Raw genomic sequence first — 20860 nt, 5'->3', positions numbered from 1 at the left:
CGGCGAACGATCGATGACAGTTCGCCGGGATAGGTTTGGGAAAAGCTATTTGATGTCGTAGAGGCGCACGAAGCCATCCGGCCACGGGTTATAGCCAACCGTCTTCTTGACGCCATACGCCTGCATTTCGTCATAGAGCGGCAGGTGGTAGCGATTCTCGTTGCTTATCCGAAAAGCCTGGACGAGAAGCTTCTTCTGCTTGTCGACGTCGGTCACGGTGCGCTGTTCCTTGAGCAGCCGGTCGATTTCCTTGTCCACCTTATAGGCATGCGATCCTTCCTCATACATCGTCGTCAGGACGCTTTCAGCGTGATACTGCGACGAGCCGAAGGCGAAGAGATACATGCTGTCGACCTTGGACTGCAGCCAGATCGGGAAGAAGGCCGTGAACTCCATCGGCTTGATTTCGACCTTGAGGCCAGCCGCCGTCATGTAGCCGGCGATCGCCTGCACGACCTCGTTGGCCATGACGATATTGTTGTTGGGATACTGGATCGAGATAACCTCGCCCTTGTAGCCGGACTTTTCAACCAGCGCCTTTGCTGCGGCAGGATCGTATTTTGTTGGCGCGAGCGAAGAATCGTAGCCGATGTTCATCGGCGGAACCATGATCCCAGTGGGCTTGCCAAGACCGCGCAGCAACTTGTCGGTAATCGCGGGGCGATCGATCGCCTTGTCGACGGCCTCGCGGATCAGCGGATTGTCGAAAGGCGGCTTATTGACGTTGAAGGCGACGAAGATGACGCGGAAGCCGGGCGCAATACCAACATTCAGATCCGGCGACGCCTTGACCTGCGCCATCAGCGATGGCGGCAATGCCGGCACCAGGTCGACTTCGCCGGTCAGAAGCGCCGACACGCGGCTGGCGTCGGCGGGGATTGGCCGAAGGGTCGCGTCCTTAATTGCAGGCGCGCCGCGCCAGTAGCTCTCGTTGGCCTTCAGGACCATCCGGTCGTCCTTCTTCCATTCGACGAGCTGATATGGACCCGTACCCACCGGCTTGGTGGCATAACCCTGGTCGCCCACCTTGTCGAAATAGGTCTTCGACATGATGTTAACGTAGCTGATCTGGCGATAGAAAATCCCGTATGGCGCCGACAGGGTGAACTTGACTGTGTTGTCGTCGACCTTCTCAACGGTCTTGACCAGCTTGATGAAGGTGCGGACCGGCGACTTGCTGTCGTTGAGAATGCGCTCCACCGTAAAGACGACGTCATCGGCGGTGAACGGGCTGCCGTCATGGAATTTGACATTCTGGCGGAGCTTGAATGTCCACTCCAGGAGGTCCGGAGAAACCGTCCAGGATTCCGCCAAGCGTGGGTTCATCTGGCCGTCACGCTGCAACTCTGTCAGGGCATCAAAAACGTTCAGGCGGTAGTTAAAGCCCAGCGGAGACGTGTCCTTGCTTGGATCAAGGCCCGGGAAATCCCCGGGCAAGGCCACGCTGACCGAGGCCGGTGCCGCGTATAGGACGGCCGGGAGCGCCATCAGCCCCATCGTCACCGTCGCGGCACCCGCGACCGTCGTTAGTTTGCGCAGAAAATTCATCGGCCTCTCCTGAAAAACTAAGGGTTCAATCATCGTCGGACGTGGCAAGGACGCAAAGCCATGCGGTCGGCGTGAGTTCATCATCCCCCGCTTTACCGATACGCTATTCGGCCAACTGACAACTGTCAACAGTTGTCTTTCGGCTTGATTTGCGCTGTGATAGGCATGGAATACGGCGGCGAAATCGTGCCGCGATTACCGACAGAAGCAAGCGGAGTAGAGGCCATGCGGGAACATATCGACTACATCCAGGCGCAGCATCTGCCTTGGGAACAAGCAGACCAGCTGGGATTCGACGTCGCAAGGATGAAGCTGCTCAGCCGTGACGACGAGACGGATGCCCTCAGCTGTATCCTTTCGGTCCCTGCAGGCTGGACCCGCGCTGCTGGCAGCCTGCCGTTTGATGAGGAAATCTATGTGCTCGATGGCGCCCTGATCGTCGACGGCAGCGACTTCCTGGCGCATTCCTACAGTTTCCTGCCGACCGGCTATCAGGGCAATGCGTTCTCATCGGAGACCGGCGCCACCCTGCTTTACTTTCGCTCGGAACAGATGGCGCAAGAGCTGGGCTCGGATGCGGAAAAGATCCGAGCAAGACTGGTACGACATATCGATCTCTCTGAAGGCCAGTGGGATGGGGATTTCGATCAGTTCGGCTTGGGCAGCATGAAAGCAGGTGCCCGCATGCGCGTTCTGCGGCAAGATCCGGTCTCCGGCGAAACCACCTATATCACGGCAACGATCGCCTTTCGGCGCGGCGAAAAGGCCGAGCGTCATCCGATCGCGCAGGAATTCTTCATGCTCTCGGGCGAACTGTCAGGTCCGCTCGGCACAATGCAGGCCGGCGCCTACTGCATCCGCCCACCGATGGCGAAGCACGCTCCCTACGGCTCGCCCACCGGCGCGCTGATCCTGTTCCGCGGTTTCGGCGGCCGACAGGAGACATTTTGGGAAGAAGCCGATCCGTTTACCTTCTATCCCACCCACCAGCCGATCCTGCCGGATAGGCTGAAGCCATTCAGCAAGCAGCAGCCGCCGCAGCCGCGTTACTGATCCGCGGCTTTCATGAAAACAGATCGGATGGAAAATCCGGTTTGCCGTTGTCGAGCAAGGCAACCGGCGACCGGTCGCCTCTGAGCCGTCCCGCCGCGTCGGCCGCGAAGGCGAACAGGTCCTGTTCGTGGGTGACGATCGCGCCCGGAACTGCATGCGTCTTGAGAGCGTCCGTGAGCGGATAGGCCAGTACCGTCTGCCAGATCACACGATAGGTCAGTGGCTGCCGCAGCAAGGTAATTGCGCGTCGGTTCAGGAAAGCCGGCGCGATCCGCGGCTCGGTCCGACGGGCATGAGCGACGGTGCGCTGGTTCCATGGCCACCATAGTTCCTGATCCCGCAGATGATGCCACAGTTTCAGGAAGTTTCCGCCGCTCCATTCCGGAGCAATGTCCGGCGCGTAGGTTTCCACAAAGCGGCTGTCTGCCTCGATTGCCGGCGGGGAGCGGAAAATGATGCGATCGATCAGGTCTGGTGCCAAACGGGCGCATTCGGCAGCGACCGCTGCGGACGTGCCGGAGGCATAGATCCGGACCTGGCGATAACCAACCTTGCGCAGGATCTCGACTGCCTGTCTCGCCCACAGCCCGATCGATAGCTCTTCGCCGTCCGCGGCGATCGAATTGCCGTTGCCCCAGGGATCGAAGCCCAGAACCGGCCCATGCTGGGCGAGCATTTTCAGTTCATCGACATGCAGATCGACGCCACCCGGGAGGTCAGGCAAAAAGAGGATAGGTGGCCGGACGTCGTCCAGCCCCTCGCCGCGGATATAGACCGGGCCGAGCTCCAGATCGAGATAGCTGCGCACCGACCGTTTTTGTCCGTCGATCCGATCGTCATGGACCGGCACCGCCCCGTCATTGACGTTCTGAAGCAGGATCTCTAGTTCCGCTGCCGCGGCTTCCTCATGGTCACGGGAAAATACCTGGACCCGGACATGGTCAGGATAGGCGCTGACGGTTTTGAACTGGCTGTCGCCCGGCCGGTTGCCGTAGACGACCGGCACCTTGACGTCATCGATCATGGCAAGGCCGGGGTGACGGAAGGCGGAGGCGTAGACGTCCGCATAGGTATCCGCAGCCGCGAGCAGCTCTGTCGTGCCGCGATAGAGGAAATCGAGGTCAGGCAGATCGCTATCCGCGCGATGCGCCAGGGACGACTTGTCCCACGGCCAGAACATATGCTGTTCGCGATAGCGAAACCACGTCCAGGTGAGATGCCCTCCATCCCATTGCGGCTTGATCTCGGTCAGATATTCGGCAAGCCGCTCCGGCGTGTAGGGCGTGGAGAACACCGGAAATCCGTCGGTCAGCACAAAATTGCAAAGCGCCGGATGCCGGCGGGCGAGTTCGACTGCGACCCCTGCCCCCGTATGGCGTCCGTAAAGGGTGATCTTCTTAAGCCCGAGCGCCTGCACTGCCCCTGCGATCGCATCCGCCAGGTCGGCCGTCTCTAGCGGCGCGGCATCGACCATGTCGGATATGCCAAAGCCTGGAAGGTCGAAGGCAAACGTGGTGAAGTGCTGCGACCATTTCGCCTGCAGCGGCTCCATGACCCGCGCCGAGCAAGGCGCAGCGTGCAATAGAACGAGAGCCGGACCACGGCCCTGGCGCATATAGTGAATCAGCCTTCCGCCGACTTCAACGAAGCCCCTGTGAATGCGCAAGGCGACTGGGACGTCAAATTCACGGGTATCCGACATAAGCGCTCCTGAAGACTCGCTGGCCTCGAATCTGTTGACAGTTTACACATAACCGCAGTATGCATGTCCAGACAATTTTGCCGTCTTCCCTCCCTGAAGCCAGGACAGGCCTGCTGACAGACCTGATGTTTGCATGAGCGCTCGCGACCCTTCTGCCCTATCCGCTTCTTTGCTTGACGCGGTCGTTACACGGCATCCTGACCTACCAATCTCCACCGACGATCTCGATCTGTACCGGACAGATATCTACTACGTTTCCGAGCATCTGCCGATCGGCATTGCCGCGCCACGATCTGCCGCCGATGTCGTTGCCCTGGTCGCAACAGCGCGCGCGCTAGGCCTGTCCCTTGCCACGCGCGGAGCGGGTCTTTCCTACAGTGCCGGCTACATTCCGGGAAACGCCAGGACCTTGGTCCTCGATATGACCAAGATGGACGCCATTATCGCGCTGTCCGAACAGGATCGCTATGTCACTGTCGAGCCGGGCGTGACCTGGGCCCAGTTGCGGCAGGCGCTCGAACCCTTGAAACTGACGACGCCATTCTGGGGAACATTTTCCGGCCTCTACGCTACGATTGGCGCGACCGTTTCGCAGGGTGGCAAATTTTACGGCTCCGCCTCGCGTGGGACGTCGGCAGAAAGCGTCCTTGGCCTCGATGTGGTCACCGGAAACGGTGAGATCATCACCACCGGTTCGGCTGCAGGAGTTGTCAATTCCTCACCCTTCTTCCGCAACTACGGACCGGACCTGACTGGCCTCTTCCTCGGCGACTGCGGCGCCTTTGGTATCAAGACAAAGATTACGCTGCAGCTGATCCCGCAGGCTACGGCAATGCGGTTCTGTTCGTTCTCGTTTGCCGATCCGGCAGCTCAGCTGGCCGCCATGGGCCAGATCGGTTCCGAGCTTTTAGCTAGCGAATGTCTCGGCATGGACCCGTTCACCGCGCGCAGTCGCATGAGCGGAGAGGGTCTCGCCAAGGATCTTGCCACTCTTGTCGCGATAGTGAAAGGCAGCGGCTCCCTGCTCAAGGGCCTGCGTGATGCAACCTTGATCGCGGCACGCGGCCGACGCTTCGCCAACGACATCGGATACCTGATGAACTGCGTCACGGAAGGCCGCGATGCACAGGAGGCTCAGTCGAAGCTGCGCCGGGTCCAGGAGATCGCCACAAAGGCCGGGGGCCGGGCCGTACCGGCATCGATCCCCAAGGTTATGCGCGCCATGCCATTTCCGCGCATGAACGGATTGCTGACGCCATCTGCAAAACGGATGAACTGGCTCCATACGGTCGTGCCCAATTCCCGTGGCAGCGACTGTTTTCTGCAGACCGAAGCGGTTTTCGAGAGGCACTCCGCCGCCATGAAAGAGCATGGCATTGACCGGGGTTATCTTCTCTCGACCCACGGCCCATCCGGTGTCGGCATAGAGACGCTTATACGGTGGTCCGATATGCCTTATGCACTACATACGCATTTCATGACGCACGAGGAACGCGCCAGGATCCGCAAGCGGGCGTCCAATCCAAAGGCCGCTGCGGCAATCATCGCCCTGTCGCGTGACATCATCGATGCCTGGCGCTCGCTTGGCGGCGTGCATATGCAGATCGGCCGGAAATATCCCTATCTTGAGACCAGAATGCCCGCGACGGCTGACTTCCTGTCGAGCCTCAAACAGACGCTCGACCCGGACGGCGTCATCAACCCGGGCAATCTCTTTCCCGCCGGGACATGATCCGTCAGGCTTCCTGCAGGTTTTCGTCTGCAGGAACAGCCTCAATCTTTCGCCGATCGACATTACCGGGAAACAGGCAGGCGCTGAGATGATCCTCGGCCGTGCGCGCCTTCAACTCGGGCTCGATCCTGGCGCATTCCTCCACCGCCCGGAAACAACGGGTGCGGAACGTACAGCCCGAAGGCGGCGACAGCGGATTGGGAAGATCGCCCGACAAGATGATCCGTGAATGGGTCTGCTTGCCGCTCGCATCCGGACGCGGGATCGAGGACAACAGCGCCTGTGTATAAGGATGCGCCGGGTGCTCGAACACACGCCGCACAGGGCCATGCTCGATGATCCGCCCCAGATACATCACGGCCACCTCGTCTGAGATATGCCGGACAACCGATAGATCGTGCGAAATAAACAGATAGGTGAGGCCGAGTTTGCTCTGCAGGTTGCGCAGAAGATTGATGATCTGGGCCTGGATCGACACGTCCAGCGCCGAGACCGCCTCGTCCAGGATCAGCACATCCGGGTTGAGCGCGAGCGCCCGCGCAATCGCCACACGTTGCCTCTGGCCGCCGGAAAATTCAGGCGGGCGCCGCTTGCCGGCATCCGGTGTCAGCCCGACATGCGCGAGCAGTTCATCGACGCGGCTGGGATCATAGCGACCGTGAATGCGCAGCGGCTCCGCGATGACTTCATGAATGGTCATGCGCGGATCAAGCGACGAATAAGGATCCTGGAACACGACCTGCAGGTCGCGCCGCTTGGTTCTGAGCTTTGTACCGGTCATCGTCATGAACGGCTCACCATTGAGGATGACGTTGCCGCCTGACGCATCGAACAGACGCAGGAGGACGCGGGCCAGGGTCGATTTGCCACAACCGGACTCGCCGACCAGCCCAAGGGTCCGACCGCGCGGCAGTTCGAAGGAAATATCCCGAAGCGCCTTCAGGCTCTGGCTGCCGCGCAGGAACTTGAAACCAACCTGGAATTCCTTGGTCAGGCCGGACACCTTGAGGATAGGCTCTAGCGTCTCCGTGGCGTCCAGCATCCGCTTGTGATCGACGGACTGCTCCATCAGCCGCTCCTGGGCTGCGCGCCAGCCCGGCGTTTCCTCGCTGAAATGACAGGCGACAGCACGATGTGTACCCCGCGGCGCCAACTGCGGCTTGTAGTCGCGACATTGCGCGCGTCCGTTGGACATGGCGCAGCGCGGGTGAAACACACAGCCGCTCGGCTTGTTTGCCGGATCCGGCACAAAGCCCGGAATGGAATAGAGCTCGCCCACTTCGCGGTCAACGCGCGGCAGGCTGGTGATGAGGCCGGCGGTATAGGGATGCGCAGGGTCGGAAAACAGCGAACCGGCCGGCGCGCTTTCCATCATACGGCCACCGTACATAACAGCCATCCGGTCGGCAGTTTCGGCCACCAGACCGAGATCGTGCGTGATAAGCACCATCGCCGCCTTGGTGCGCTGGCGCACCTCGGCCAGAACCCGCATTACCTGCGCCTGGATCGTGACGTCGAGCGCCGTTGTCGGCTCGTCAGCAATCAGCAGGTCCGGCTCGTTTGCCATGGCGATGGCGATGACCACGCGCTGACGCATGCCGCCGGAGAATTCATTTGGGTACTGACGATAACGCTGCTGCGGATTGGGGATACCGACGAGCGACAGAAGCTCGATAACCCGGTCACGGATTTGCTGCTGGTTCAGTTTCGGATTGTGGAGGCGAACCGCCTCGCCGATCTGCGCCCCGACGCGCAAGACCGGGTTGAGCGTCGTCATCGGATCCTGGAACACGATCGACATGGTCTTGCCACGGATCTTGCGCATCTGCTCGAACGTCAGATCGGTCAGCTCCTGCCCTCGCAGCCGGATCGAACCCGAGACGATCTTGAGCGGATGCGACAGCAGGCCCAGCACCGCCAGCATAGTCAGGCTCTTGCCAGACCCGGACTCGCCGACGATGCCAAACACCTCGTTCTGCCGGACATCGAAGGAGACGTCATCGACGAGGCGGACGTTGCCGCTCGCCTTCGGGACCTCGATCGACAGGTTGCGAACGCTGAGGATGACGTCGGGATCGATCGCGTCGGATGGTGAAACTGCGGCCATCATCATTTCGACCTTTCGGCAACGCCGACTACTTCACCTTCGGAGGTGAAGGCCTGTGACAGAAATTGAAGCCCGGCCACCAGTATGAACAGGGCGATGCTGGGCAGGATCGACAGGGATGGTGCAAGCGCCAAGTAAGTCTGGCCTTCGCTGACCATCATCCCCCAGCTCGGCAGGGGCGGCTGCACGCCAAGGCCCAGGTAGCTGAGTGAGGCTTCCATCACCACGATCTGACCAAACTCGTAAGAGCCGACGATCAGCATTTGCGGCAGCACGTTGGGCAAGAGATGCTTCCGGATGTTCCAGGTGGCGGTCGCGCCCTGGGTGCGGGCAGACAGGACGAACTCACGTTCCCGCAGGCTGAGCGCCATGCCCCGCGCCACGCGACCGTAGGCGACCCAACTGGTGATGCCAAGCAGGAGCGCGAGATTGGTGACGCTCGGCCCGACAACCGCGCTGACGGCGATCAGCAGCAAGACGCGCGGGATCGAAAGCTGAAGATCGGCGAGCCCCATGATCACGGCCTCCACCGGACCTCGAAAATAGCCTGCGACGAGCCCGAGAAAGACGCCGATCACAAGGCTGACGGCAACGGCGCCGAGGCCGATCAATGCGGAGACCTGCCCAGCAAGGGCGAGGCGGCTGAGAATATCCCGGCCGAGCGTATCGGTGCCGAGTAGATAGAATCGGCCCTCGAGGGAGGATCCGCCGACAGGCACAAGACTGCCGGCGAGGTCCTGCGCGTAGGGGTCGTAGAACGGCATCACCGGCGTGATGATCATAAACAGTGCCATGATCGCCAGGAGCGTGACAGCAATGGTTCTGGAAAGGTCGAAACGCATCTCAGGTTAGCCTCACACGCGGATCAAGGAAGCCGTAAAGCACATCCACGATCAGGTTGATCACGACAAACATCAGCGAAATCAGGAATACTCCGGCGATGATGACCGGGAAGTCCCGCTGGCTGACGGACTGGACAATCAGACGCCCTACACCCGGCCAGCTGAAAACGGTTTCGGTGACCACGGTACCGCCCAGGAGCAGGCCGAGATTGATGCCGGCGACAGTGACCAGCGGCAAAAGTGCATTGGGCAGCATGTGGCCAAGCAGAACCTGTATCCGGCCCTGCCCCTTTGCATAGGCGGTGCGTACATAGTCCTGACGCTGCTCGGTGGCGAGCGAGGCATTGAATAGACGAAGATAGAGCGCCAGCTCGTAGGTTCCGAGCGTCATAGCCGGCAGAACCAGATGCGCCCAGGTGCCTCTTCCGAGAGACGGCAACCATCGCAGCCACACCGAAAAGATCAGGATCATCAGCAAGCCAAAGGAGAAGATAGGGATTGCCTGTCGACCAAGCGCAATCCACATGATCACCTGACGCACCGTCCTTGACCCGGTCATGCGCATGATGATGCCAAAGAGAAACGCAAGCCCGATACCGATGAAGAAGGAGGTCAGTGCAAGTTCCAGCGTTGCCGGAACTCGCTCCAGCACCAGATCCATGGCCGATATATTCTGCCGCAGCGATACCCCGAAATCGCCATGTAGCACGCGCCAGAGGAAATCACCGTATTGAACGATCATAGGCCGGTTGAGGCCAAGCGCTTCCCTGACCCTCTGAATATCGTCTGCCGTCGCTTCGGCGGATAGCTGCAGGACGGCAGGGTCACCGGCCATCCGCACGAGAAAAAACGCGGCGGTGATGACGCCAAGTACAGTTAGGATCGACTGGAATATGCGCCGAAGCAGAAATTTGGTCATTTGCATCCTCCGCCTTGCGTCGAATGCCGGCATCAGCCGGCTCCAGTCAGACGTGAGAGTTCCCATTGCCGTTTTCGTACGGCGTTGACCCAAGCTACCGCGCGACCATTGAACTGTCAACAGTCTACAAAAACTCAATGATGCTGCTTAAAATCTGTGCTTCGATAGGTTTTTGGGGAAAATGTGTTCGATAAGTGGTCGAAGGTTGATCTTCGTGAACTGACGAACCTCAGGTCTCGTGAGACGAGGATAGGAAAGAGTGCAAAGATACCTAGCTGTCTTAGTAAGATCTCGCAGGTGCTTCAGACATATCACGGCGTCAGAAATGCGCAATCGACTTAGCAACTAGACCTTGACGTCAACTGTCAACAGATTGCAGTATGGTCGTAGACTTTGTCAACTTAGAGAGCAGGATAGACCGATGAAAGCCGCAGTGATCTGGGAAGCTGGTCAGCCTATGACTATCGAGAATGTCGAAATCGGCAAGCCCGCGCGGAGAGAAGTGTTGATCCGCACATCCTATGCCGGTGTCTGCCATTCCGATCTTCACTTTGCTGACGGCACCTATGCCTACCCCTTGCCATTCATACCGGGGCATGAATCGTCGGGCATCGTTGAGGCCGTCGGCGAAGACGTGACCTACGTCCAAAAGGGCGACCACGTCGTTACCTGCCTTTCGGTGTTTTGCGGCACATGCCCGAACTGCGTTACTGGCCGACCCAATATTTGCGAGAGCGTCGATGTGAAGCTCCCGCCGGGCAAGGCTGAAAGAATGTGGCTGAATGGCAAGCTCGTGCACCAGTTCTCCAACCTGTCGTCTTTTGCCGAGCAGATGCTGGTGCATGAAAATGCGATCGTCAAAATCAACCGCGACGTGCCGCTCGACCGTGCATCACTGGTCGGCTGCGGTGTGTTGACCGGTGTCGGCGCTGTCATTCATGCCGCCAAGGTCAAGCCGGGCTCAACTGTCGCGGTGATAGGCTGTGGCGGTGTCGGACTTTCCGTCGTTAGCGGCGCGATGCTTGCCGGTGCTGGCCGCATCATCGCCATCGACATGCTCGACAGCAAGCTCGATCTCGCCCGGCAGCTCGGCGCGACCGACGTCATCAATGCCTCGACGGTCGATCCGGTCGCGGCCGTAATGGATATGACCTCCGGCGGCGTGCCCTACTCGTTCGAAGCGCTCGGTTTCAAGAAGACCGCCGAACAGGCTTTTGCGATGCTGAGAATGGGCGGTACAGCCACCATCCTCGGCATGTTCAAGCCCGGCATGAAGCTTGAGCTCGAGGGCTCGATGTTCATCAAGGACCGCCGTATCCAGGGCTCGTCGATGGGTTCAAATCAGTTTCGCGTCGATATCCCGAACCTTCTCGAATATTACATGCAAGGGCGTCTGAACCTCGATCACTTGATCTCCGACCGCATCCCACTCACCTCCATCAACGATGCCTTTGCCAAGCTGCGCACCGGCGCACCGGTGCGTCAGATCATCGACATGGCCGCCTGAGGAGAGCTATTCCATGAATATCCAGATAACGTCGCCGAGCGCGGCAACCCAGCAATATGTCGCGCGCAGCCATGCCATGATGATCGATGGCCAGTGGGTACAGGCCCATGACGGTGCAATGACGGATGTGTTCGATCCGGGCACCGGCAAGGTCATCACCTCGGTACCGAGGGGCGATGCCGAGGATGTCAATCGCGCCGTCAAGGCCGCCCGTGCGGCATTTGACAACCCCGCGTGGCGGCTGATGAAGCCGAACGAGCGCTCCAAACTGCTGTGGCGCTTTGCTGACCTCATCGAAGCCAATACCGACAAGATCGCAGAGATCGAAACCATCAACAATGGAATGCCGCTGGCACTTGCAAAAGCGGGTCATGTCAGCTCCTCGGTCGATCTGATGCGCTATACCGCCGGCTGGCCGACCAAGCTGACCGGTGAAACAATCCCGGTGTCGTCGCCCGGAGAATGGCACGCCTACACGCTACGTGAACCAATCGGTGTCGTATGCCAGATCGTGCCGTGGAATGGACCAGTGCTGATGGCGAGCTGGAAGATCGCGCCGGCTCTTGCGACTGGCTGCACGGTGATCCTGAAACCTGCCGAACAGACACCGCTCACCGCACTTCTGCTTGCCGAACTGGCCTTGGAAGCAGGCTTCCCCAAAGGCGTGTTCAATGTCGTGACCGGCGGTGCCGCCGTTGGATCGGCGATGGCATCACACCCGGATGTCGACAAGATCGCCTTTACCGGATCGACACAGGTCGGCCGCGCCATCGTCGCAGCATCCGCCGCCAGCAATCTTAAGCGCTGCTCGCTCGAGCTGGGCGGCAAGAGCCCGGTCATCATTTTTCCCGACGCCGACATGGATCTGGCAATTCCGGGCGTCGCGACCGGTATCTTCGCCAATTCCGGTCAAATCTGCACGGCGGGATCACGGGTCTACGCCCATCGCGACGTGTTCGACCGGATCGTTGAGGGCGTGTCGGCTGCGGCTCAGGCGCTCAACGTGGGGTATGGCTTCTCCCAGGGCGTGCAGATGGGGCCGCTGATCTCCTCGGCACATCTTGCGCGGGTCTCTTCGATGACCGATATCGGCGTCAAGGAGGGCGCATCGGTTATTACCGGTGGCGAACAGATCGGCACGGACGGCTATTTCTACAAGCCAACGGTGCTTGCCGGCCTTCGACCGGACATGAGTGTCGTCAATGACGAAATTTTCGGACCAGTGCTTAGCGTCCTTCGATACGATGACGACGACCTCGACCGCATTGCAGCAGAAGCCAATCGCAGTGTTTACGGACTTGCCGCAAGCATATGGACGCGCGATTTCAAGGTCGCCCACAAGATGGCGGCACGGGTGCGCGCCGGCACAATCGGCATCAACCGTCACTTCGTCGGCGACAGCGCCCTCCCCTTTGGTGGCTTTCGCCAGTCCGGCTGGGGTCGCGAACGTGGCCGCGATGTTTTCGACAGCTATCTTGAGACAAAGACCATCGCGAGCCCGCTGTAATCCAGCCTTACAACAAAAAACGCCGTCACTCGTCAGGAGTGGCGGCGTATCAGCATTAAACAGGGTCGAGAAATGACAAAATTAACGAGGCCGCACTAGAGGTCGTAGCGGCTTCGAAGGCCGTCAGGATTTTGGTTAGCGGATCGGCTTCAGGATACGGGTAGATCTCAGTTCGCAGGTAGCAAAGCTCGTCCTCGAGGTCGGCCTCATCAACATCTATCCACCAGATTCTCAATCCACCCTCTGCTCCGTCCGACCAACGATAGCCACGAGCCTTCAGGTGATCATTGAAATCGTAAGGGCTGCTCTCGGCAAATTCGGACACGTGACCGCTGGGTCGCGTTGTAAAGCTCTGCGAACGGTGAGATACCGTCGGCTTCACCCTTCCGGTCGAGGACCTCCAGTAACGCAAAGCAGTCGTCGACCGCTCGATGGCCATTGTGGAAAAATCCTGCCTGGCCGATCAGGTAACCGCGTTTGGTGCCTTCGAAGCCTCGCGACGACCAGTCGATTTCGGCGTTCGAGCAGGTCCATGCCTTGCCGGAAAACATCGGCGAAAATACCTCGCAGAAGGAGCGATCGAATCTGGCATTGTGGGCAATAACCAGATCAGCAGGTTCGATGAGCGACCGTAGCTCCGGTATATCAATGAACTGACCGGCAACCACATATGGCCCTACCTGCACCTCGCATCGCCGACCTGTAAAGAAGCGCGCCAAGTTCCGGCTCGCTGGCCCTAAAGGGACCGAGTTTACCGCCGCATACCTACGAGATAACCCACTTATTATCCGCAGTATCCCTCGCGGGTTGTTATGTATTTCAGGCCTCCGGATCTGACCGTATAGTTGTCGCGGCGCCATACGCCTGGCGCAGATCGTTATGACCAGGCTGACGGTCATTTGCCCGGTGCAGCATCGTCGAGGTGTATCCCAACTCGCGCGTTTCCTCGATCAGGGTGATGTCGGCATTCCCGGGATTGGCGGAACGTTCGAACCAGTCGACCGGATGCTGCAGGAAATTCATTTCGAAGGCACGGTTGGTGACACCGTGGCCGACGATCACCACGTTGTCGTGGCCGTGTCGGGCTTCGTGCATGATGGTCTGAAGGAACAACCGCATGCGCTGCGCAACATCGGCGCGGCTTTCACCATCCGTTGGCCGGGCGTAGAATTTGCCGTTGTTGCTGCGCAGTCTCGCCCACTTCTCGAATTCGTCGGGAAACTTTTGCTTCCGCTCGGCGCGGTCATAGATTTCAGTGAAGAGGCCGAAATCCTGCTCCCGCAACAGATAGTCTTCGCGCACCTTGCCGATGCGTTCGACAGGCAAGGCTTCAAGGAGCGCGTCCTTACTTTGCCGGGTCCGCAGGAACGGCGAGTACCATACGCGAAGCTTCTGCGACCCCCGCTCTGCCTGGCCGGCCAGATAGGCCGCGATCACAGCCCCGGCTTCCTCGGCCTGGTGATCTCCCCATTGCGTCAGCGGTACGTCACGATCGCCGAATTGGCTGTAAGCATGTTCATCGAGGTTGCCGAGGGATTCGCCGTGGCGAACAAGAAAGATGCGCATCAGCCATCCCGCTGCAAAGGTTTGGACATGACCGCCACCATGGACGCGTGTCGAACGATCGGAAATCCTGTCGGCATTGCCAAGGCAAGCCTTTATTACCCTGGGTTTTCAAATCCGTCGCGACCACAAAAGCAGCGCCACGCCACAAGCTGCCGTGATCGCCCCGCGGAATATCCAGGGCCGTTGGTCGATCATGAAACTCGCGGCGGGATAGGGGAAATAGCCGCTTCCCTGCGCCGCCCAAATCAGCCCGGCAACAAGCAGCAGCAAGCCGAAACCAAATAAGATTTTTCCAACCATTGCTGCCCCCTTGCCGGCGCGGTAAACGCCGCGCTCGATCGATTGGTAAAACTTTGGGTGGCTGTCGTAAAGACTGCTGCCAGACACCCACAGGATCAACTCAACTGAGCCTGCCTTCCCATCTGCGCGCTGTGTTCATGGCAACACTGATTATGAGCGCCAAGCTCAATGACATCGACCCTCAGGCCTGGCTTGCCGACATCCTCGCTAACAATCCGGACTGGCCGATCAGCAGGACTGAGCAACTGCTGCCGTGGAACTGGACACCCAAGACGCTCAGACCTCAGGCGGCCTGACCTGCGGCCTTCGGCGCTAGCTTACGACGTTGGCGACGCGCTCCGGCGGAAGCTCAACCCTGGAGCAGGCGTATTGGTCAAGGTACGGATGGTATCCTTTTCCTGGGGTGCCTGAACAAGGCGTAAGCCAGGCCAAACAGTGCCACCCGAGGACAAACTTAGAATGCGGGGAAGCCCTTCGATGTCAGGATCGTCCTGTCTGCGAACCACAGGACCGGGCAAAGCGCTGCGATGCTGCGGTGTAATGTCCGTGCCAAACAAAGCGCCGGCAACGATCGCGATGATCGTTGCCGGATTGGGTGAGCCGGATACTCCGGGATACCTAAGGTCTACTTAATGGTCTTGATAGGGACCTTCGGAGCCGGATCGAAACCGACCAGGTCGCTCGTCAGCTTGGCATAGGTGCCGTCGGCGTTCATGTCGGCAAGCGCCTTGTTGACCGCTTCAACCAGGTTTGGCTTGCCCATCTTGAAGGCAAAGCCCTTCTGTACGTGGCTGACGTAGTCATCTGTCATCTTGAGGGGCATCTTGGCAGAGGTGATCGCATAGGCCGCCGCGATCGAATCGGTAATCACCGCATCGACATTGCCGTTGACGAGGTCCTGCATGGCGTCGGACTCGGCCTTGTAGCCCTTGACCGTTGCGCCCTTTTCCTCGGCGATCTTGGTCCAGCTGGAAGCGACGAGCGCGCCGACGGCCTTGCCCTTGATCTCGGCAGCACTCGTGATCTTGCTGTCCTTGGCGGTAACGACGCGGCCACCGGATTCCAGCCAGCCGTTGGAGAAGGTGACCTGCTTCTGGCGGGCCTCGGTGATGTCCATCGCGGCGCTGATCACATCATACTGGTCCGCCTGGAGGCCAACGAGCAAAGAATCCCACTTGATCAGAATAGGTGTGTATTCAAGGTTCAGGCGCTTGGCGACTTCCTGCATCACGCGAATTTCCAGGCCGTCGAGCTTGCCGTTCGGCGCACGCATGCTGAATGGCGCGTAGGTGCCTTCGGTTGCGACCACGAGCTTGCCGGGCTGCAGCAGTTCGAGGTCAGCCGCCTGGGAGATCGAGGTCATGGCAAGGCCCGCAAAGGCTGCAGCGGCAAGGATGAAAGACTTCATTTTCATGTTTCAGTTCCCTTTTTTATGATGGATTGGTCGTTCGGCATCTGGGTAATCGGTGCATTTCAACCCGGCGTGGAGGATCGGCGGGAAGCGAGGAGAGCCAGGAATTCAGCCATGATGGTGGCGGCGAGAAGTGCCGTGATTTGTCCGGTGCTGTCGTAGAGCGGATTGGCCTCGACGACATCGCAGCCGACCAGATCGATGCCGTGGAGGGCGCGGATGATCTGCAGGGTCTCGCGCGCTGTCGGTCCGCCGGCCTCCGGTGTCTGCACCGCCGGGGCGGCGGACGGATCGACGAAGTCCATGTCGAACGAGATGAACACCGGCTTGCCGGCAACCCGGCTTGCGATCCGGTCGGCAAGCGCCCTGGGGCCGAGGTCGAGCGCCTCATCGGTGGTCAGAACCTCGTAGCCGAGTTCGATGGACTGTCTGATATCGGTCTTCTGGAACAGGGAGCCGCGCATGCCGATCTGGATCGAAGATGCCGTATCGATGATCTGTTCTTCCACGCCGCGACGAAACGGCGTCCCGGCGCTGTATTTCTGGCCCGCGAAATAGCTGTCCCACGTATCGGTGTGGGAATCGAAATGAACGAGCGAGATCGGGCCTTGCACCTTGGCCAGCGCCCGCAGTTCGGCAAGCGTGATGGAGTGATCGCCGCCAATGCCGAAGGGCACGATGCCGGCCGAGACGAGCGCACTCACCGATTCCTCGATGCGCTCCAGCGACTGGATCTCGTAGCCGGGCACCACATTGGCATCCCCGACATCGGCGACCCTAAGCGCCTCGAAGATGTTCAGATTGCCGCGATAGGGATTGATCGGCCTCAGCATGACGGACATGGCACGCACCGCGTTGGGGGCAAAGCGAGCCCCCGTCCTGTAAGGCCCGCCGCTGTCCGACGGCAGGCCGATGATCGCCGCATCCAGCTCCTTGAGGGACGTCGCCTGCGGCAGCCGCATGAACGTCGGCACACCGCAGAAACGAGGAGTTTCAAGGGAATCGACGGGCAGCACGCTCATGGCCGCATCATCCGAGGTTGGCATAGCGGCGCTCCAGCCACGACGCGACAAAGGTGAGGATGGTCGTCAGCAGGAGATAGATGACGGCAACCGCGATGTAGAATTCGAACGGCCGGAAGGTCGAGGCGATCAATGTCTGCGCATAGAGGGTCAGCTCGACGACCGTGATGGTCGAAAGCAGCGAGGTGTTTTTCAGCGTCGAGATCGCTTCGTTGGTGATCGAGGGCAGGATGATCCGGAAAACCTGCGGAAGAATGATGGTTCGCATCGTCTCGGCAGGGCTGAACCCGAGTGCAAGCGCCGATTCCGTCTGCCCGCGCTGGATGGCGGTCAGGCCGCCGCGGACGATCTCGGCCACATAGGCGCCGCTGTTGATGCCGAGCGCAATGACCCCGGCCGTGAAGGGATCAAGCCGGATGCCGATTTGCGGCAGGCCGAAGTAGATGAGGAAGACCTGGATCAGCGTCGGCGTGCCGCGGATGAACCAGATGTAGAAACCGGCAGCCATGCGCACGGCCTTCCAGTCGGAGCGCTGTGCAAGCGCTGCTACCAGGCCGCAGACCCAGCTGACCGCAATGGTGAGGATGGTGATGCCGAACACCGTCCAGGAGGCTTCCAGAAAGCCCGGCCCGTAGATTTTGAACTCGTCGAAGAAGTTGGCCATCACGCCTGCGCTCCTTCGCCGCTGGAGTTGGAGACGGCATGCGCCACCCTATCGTGCAGGATGCGGTGCAGGAACTGCTGCAGCCTTTCGCTTTCGGGATTCCGCAGGATTTCCGGCGACCCCTCCTCGGCGATCACGCCCTTGTCGAAGAACAGCACGCGCGACGACACATCACGGGCGAACGCAATCTCATGCGTGACCAGCAGCATCGTCATGCCTTCAGAGGCAAGCGAGGCCATCAGCACCAGCACCTCATGCACCAGCTCGGGGTCGAGTGCTGAGGTGACCTCGTCAAACAGCATCAGTCGCGGCTTCATCGCCAGCGCCCGGGCAATCGCCACACGCTGCTGCTGCCCGCCGGAAAGCCGTGCGGGGTAGCTGTGACGCTTTTCATAGAGCCCGATCCGCGACAGAAGCGCTTCCGCATCTTCACAGGCTTGCGCCCGCGGCATCTTCAACAGCCTGATCGGCGCATGGGTGACATTTTCAAGCACGGTCATATGGGGCCAGAGATTATAGCTCTGGAACACCATGCCGACGCGGGCACGCAGCAACTGCAACTGTGCCGGTGTCGGGAAGAGGCGTGATTCCGGACGAAAATCGAAGGACAGTCCCTCAAATTCCATAAACCCCGACTGGGGCACTTCCAGCGCGTTGATCGAGCGCAGGAACGTGCTCTTGCCGGAGCCGCTGGCGCCGATGATCGAGACAACCTCGCCGGCCGCCACCTCGAGCGAGACGCCCTTGAGCACCTCGTTGTCACCAAAGCTCTTGCGGATCTCCCTCAGTTTCAAAAGCGGATCGCTCATGCGGCCTCCTCCGGTGAAAAGGCGTCCGTGATGGAGACGGCCACCTCCTTCGGGGTGCGGGAAGCACCGTTGATCGGTGTGATATCCTGCGGGCAGGCCGACAGCACCAGGACGAGATCCATGTCTGCCCGCAGCACCACAGAATCGCCTGCGGTCGTTGCGGGCGGCAAGCGATCCACGGTTCCATCCGGCCCGACCGGAACGTTCATGAACAGGTTCAGCGAGGCCGGCGTGAAGGCGTGCTCGACATCCACCTGCGCAAGCGCTTCATGGAAATTGTCGGTGCAACTGCGGTGATACGCGGTGCATCCCAGCTGCTGATAGAGATCCGAGCTACAGGGGCAGAGCAAGGTATCATGGCGAACCCCGGCACTATCGGCCACCATGGTCAGCATCGAGCGCCGACGCGAACTCTTGAGGCTCATGCCCTTGGTGAAAAAGATGTTGCTGTTGACGGAGCGGGTATGATCCATCGACGAGACCTCGGCAGCATCGCTTGCAGCGACGGCCCAGGTATCGACGACCTGATTGCCGTGGGTATTGGTGATGCGGGCGAACTGCCCGGCCCTCATCCGAAGCGCACGTCCCTGGCTCGCGGGTACAACCTGAGTTTCCAAATCCATTCCAACTCGTCTTCGCGGGTATGATCTGCGCCTATGCAGGAGCACATTAGCGGGAGATAAACCCGTGGTCCTATGGGTCGATCGAACCTTATTCAGTATACCAGTGGAGTTCAAGTAGCGTTTTCAACAATTTAGAGCACAGAAAACAGTCATGTTGATCACAAAACAGGCTGAGAGTGCGCGCTTTTTCGGCATCCGTGCAGATCGCGGACACTGTCGCTAAAACACCCTCGGTAGTCGATTGACTGAAGGATACTGCCGGTGTACCGAAATTGGAAAGCCGGTTTATGGGCTTTTCCCGTAACTGCGCGTAGACGTGATAGCGCGTGCGCGAGCCGCAGCATCAGGAGCGAGTGATGGCCCGTTATTTTCCGATCGACGAGTATGAGCACCGTTGGGATCGCCTGCATCGTGAGATGAAGGCGCGCGGCTACGAGACAACAGTGGTGTTTTCACGCGCCGGCGGCACCACCGACAACTGCGGCGACGTTCTCTACCTGTCCAACCACTATGCCATCAGTAGCGGCATGGATTCCACCATCTGGACCGCACGCTCCTTTGCCGGCGTCATCCTGCAGGAAGGTCACGCGCCGCAACTGCACATCGACGAGCCGGAGGTCCGGCGCGATCTCGTTTCGATCGACGATGTCCACTGCAGCAACCATCCGTTCGAGAGCGTCGCCAAGGCCCTTGTCGCCCGCGGCATCAAGGGAGGCGTGGCACTGGTCGGCACCAATTTCATTCCGGTGAAATACTATCGCCAGCTGGAGGCGACGGCCCCTGAGATCGAATGGATCCCGGAAGACGATCTCGTGCGCTCCGTGCGACGCATAAAGAGCCCACGCGAACTCGACTGTTATCGCATAGCCGGGGAAACGGCGACCGCGGGCATGACCGTCCTCATGCAGAGCCTCGTCAGCGGCATGTCGGAGCGCGAGGCCGCCGGCGAAGCCGCCCGCGAAACGGTGCGGCGCGGCGGCCGCGTCCAGATGATTGGCACCAATCATGGCGAGACGCTCGGCTTCGACCAGCGCTTTCCGCTGACCGGCTATAGCGCCGATACGCCTGCCGTCGGGGACATCGTCACCGGAACGCTGCACGGCCCGCTCTATCAGGGTTACTATCTTGATCCTGGCCGCACTGCAGTCCGCGGCCCGGCGAACGCGGATCAGCTCCGCCTGATCGAAGCCGCCGCCGGCATCGTCCACCGTCTCTCCGACATGCTGCGACCAGGCGTCCCCTTGCTCGACGTGGCAGGCGAAGGCGACCGCATGACCGCAGCCTTCGGCGGCTCCATCTCCGCGATCATGAAGAATTTCCCCTTCTACGGCCACGGCATCGGCCTTGGCTTCGAACTGCCGCGCATCTCGACGTCCATGTCGACGCCGCAGGACATCGTCGAGCAGAACATGGTGTTCGGCGTCGAGGCCTTCCTGTCCCTGGATGGCGTTGGCGCGGCCTTCTACGAAGACATCCTCATCATCGGCGAACAGGGTAACGAACTGCTGACCCGCTCGCCAAGCATGTTCTGAGCGCAGCTAACCGAGC

General features: G+C 60.0%; 17 protein-coding genes and 2 pseudogenes. 6 read left to right on the top strand and 13 right to left on the bottom strand.

Annotation, left to right across the window (positions count from 1 at the left end):
* Nucleotides 1-45: 45 nt before the first annotated feature.
* Nucleotides 46-1548 carry an ABC transporter substrate-binding protein gene (locus ASF70_RS03920; protein ID WP_062577618.1) on the bottom strand — a complete coding sequence of 501 codons (1503 nt, stop codon included), beginning with the start codon at nt 1546-1548 and terminating at the stop codon, nt 46-48.
* Nucleotides 1549-1773: 225 nt separating this feature from the next.
* Here ASF70_RS03920 and ASF70_RS03915 point away from each other — a divergent pair, with 225 nt between their 5' ends.
* Nucleotides 1774-2601, top strand: coding sequence for a cupin domain-containing protein (locus ASF70_RS03915; RefSeq protein WP_062577616.1), 828 nt, complete (start codon nt 1774-1776; stop codon nt 2599-2601).
* Nucleotides 2602-2611: 10 nt separating this feature from the next.
* Here ASF70_RS03915 and ASF70_RS03910 read toward each other — a convergent pair whose 3' ends face one another.
* Nucleotides 2612-4303, bottom strand: a complete 1692-nt coding sequence (locus ASF70_RS03910; protein ID WP_062577614.1) for an alpha/beta hydrolase — start codon at nt 4301-4303, stop codon at nt 2612-2614.
* A 133-nt stretch (nt 4304-4436) separates the two neighbouring features.
* Between ASF70_RS03910 and ASF70_RS03905 the strand changes: the two genes are divergently transcribed.
* Nucleotides 4437-6035 carry an FAD-binding oxidoreductase gene (locus ASF70_RS03905; protein ID WP_082471744.1) on the top strand — a complete coding sequence of 533 codons (1599 nt, stop codon included), beginning with the start codon at nt 4437-4439 and terminating at the stop codon, nt 6033-6035.
* A gap of 4 nt (nt 6036-6039) precedes the next feature.
* Here ASF70_RS03905 and ASF70_RS03900 read toward each other — a convergent pair whose 3' ends face one another.
* From ASF70_RS03900 to ASF70_RS03890, 3 genes are read right to left on the bottom strand one after another with little or no spacing between them, the layout of a single operon-like run.
* Nucleotides 6040-8148: an ABC transporter ATP-binding protein gene (locus ASF70_RS03900; RefSeq protein WP_200943509.1), complete on the bottom strand. Its 2109-nt coding sequence runs from the start codon at nt 8146-8148 to the stop codon at nt 6040-6042.
* Nucleotides 8145-8984, bottom strand: coding sequence for an ABC transporter permease (locus ASF70_RS03895; RefSeq protein WP_062577609.1), 840 nt, complete (start codon nt 8982-8984; stop codon nt 8145-8147). The genes ASF70_RS03900 and ASF70_RS03895 overlap by 4 nt, the downstream gene beginning before the upstream one ends.
* Nucleotide 8985: 1 nt before the next feature.
* Nucleotides 8986-9903, bottom strand: coding sequence for an ABC transporter permease (locus ASF70_RS03890; RefSeq protein WP_062577608.1), 918 nt, complete (start codon nt 9901-9903; stop codon nt 8986-8988).
* 421 nt (nt 9904-10324) lie between these two features.
* Between ASF70_RS03890 and ASF70_RS03885 the strand changes: the two genes are divergently transcribed.
* Both ASF70_RS03885 and ASF70_RS03880 read left to right on the top strand, forming a co-directional pair.
* Complete coding sequence (locus tag ASF70_RS03885; protein WP_062577606.1) at nt 10325-11410, top strand: Zn-dependent alcohol dehydrogenase; 1086 nt, start codon at nt 10325-10327, stop codon at nt 11408-11410.
* 13 nt (nt 11411-11423) lie between these two features.
* On the top strand, nt 11424-12917 hold the full coding sequence (locus ASF70_RS03880) for an aldehyde dehydrogenase family protein (RefSeq protein ID WP_062577604.1): 1494 nt from the start codon (nt 11424-11426) through the stop codon (nt 12915-12917).
* A gap of 55 nt (nt 12918-12972) precedes the next feature.
* On the opposite strand, the pseudogene ASF70_RS23475 reads toward ASF70_RS03880, so the two are convergent.
* The 3 genes and pseudogenes from ASF70_RS23475 to ASF70_RS03860 all read right to left on the bottom strand — a co-directional run.
* A pseudogene (locus tag ASF70_RS23475) lies at nt 12973-13585 on the bottom strand (3'-5' exonuclease); the annotation flags it as partial.
* A gap of 151 nt (nt 13586-13736) precedes the next feature.
* On the bottom strand, nt 13737-14483 hold the full coding sequence (locus tag ASF70_RS03865) for a phosphoglycerate mutase family protein (protein ID WP_062577598.1): 747 nt from the start codon (nt 14481-14483) through the stop codon (nt 13737-13739).
* Nucleotides 14484-14591: 108 nt separating this feature from the next.
* Nucleotides 14592-14783 carry a hypothetical protein gene (locus ASF70_RS03860; protein ID WP_062578360.1) on the bottom strand — a complete coding sequence of 64 codons (192 nt, stop codon included), beginning with the start codon at nt 14781-14783 and terminating at the stop codon, nt 14592-14594.
* A gap of 125 nt (nt 14784-14908) precedes the next feature.
* Between ASF70_RS03860 and ASF70_RS23470 the strand changes: the two are divergent.
* A pseudogene (locus ASF70_RS23470) lies at nt 14909-15079 on the top strand (transposase domain-containing protein); the annotation flags it as partial.
* Nucleotides 15080-15408: 329 nt separating this feature from the next.
* Here the strand turns inward: ASF70_RS23470 and ASF70_RS03855 are convergent.
* From ASF70_RS03855 to ASF70_RS03835, 5 genes are read right to left on the bottom strand one after another with little or no spacing between them, the layout of a single operon-like run.
* Nucleotides 15409-16197 (bottom strand): transporter substrate-binding domain-containing protein, encoded by a 789-nt coding sequence (locus ASF70_RS03855; protein WP_062577596.1) that lies wholly within the window; start codon nt 16195-16197, stop codon nt 15409-15411.
* A gap of 59 nt (nt 16198-16256) precedes the next feature.
* The gene (locus ASF70_RS03850) at nt 16257-17240 is read right to left on the bottom strand and encodes an agmatinase (RefSeq protein ID WP_244473951.1); all 984 of its coding nucleotides are present in this window, start codon (nt 17238-17240) and stop codon (nt 16257-16259) included.
* Nucleotides 17224-17880, bottom strand: a complete 657-nt coding sequence (locus ASF70_RS03845; RefSeq protein ID WP_062577595.1) for an amino acid ABC transporter permease — start codon at nt 17878-17880, stop codon at nt 17224-17226. Before ASF70_RS03845 ends, ASF70_RS03850 begins: the two co-directional genes overlap by 17 nt.
* Nucleotides 17880-18689, bottom strand: a complete 810-nt coding sequence (locus tag ASF70_RS03840; protein WP_062577593.1) for an amino acid ABC transporter ATP-binding protein — start codon at nt 18687-18689, stop codon at nt 17880-17882. Before ASF70_RS03840 ends, ASF70_RS03845 begins: the two co-directional genes overlap by 1 nt.
* Entirely contained in the window at nt 18686-19312 is a 627-nt protein-coding gene (locus tag ASF70_RS03835) for an urea carboxylase-associated family protein (RefSeq protein ID WP_062577591.1), read from the bottom strand. Before ASF70_RS03835 ends, ASF70_RS03840 begins: the two co-directional genes overlap by 4 nt.
* Before the next feature lie 356 nt (nt 19313-19668).
* Here ASF70_RS03835 and ASF70_RS03830 point away from each other — a divergent pair, with 356 nt between their 5' ends.
* The gene (locus tag ASF70_RS03830; RefSeq protein WP_062577590.1) at nt 19669-20844 is read left to right on the top strand and encodes a M24 family metallopeptidase; all 1176 of its coding nucleotides are present in this window, start codon (nt 19669-19671) and stop codon (nt 20842-20844) included.
* Nucleotides 20845-20860 lie beyond the last annotated feature (16 nt).

Origin of the sequence: Rhizobium sp. Leaf321 (genome assembly GCF_001423215.1) — a bacterium.
Classification (GTDB): domain Bacteria; phylum Pseudomonadota; class Alphaproteobacteria; order Rhizobiales; family Rhizobiaceae; genus Neorhizobium; species Neorhizobium soli.
Note: the sequence above shows the minus strand (reverse complement) of the source record. Positions and strands in the feature narration are given on the sequence as shown.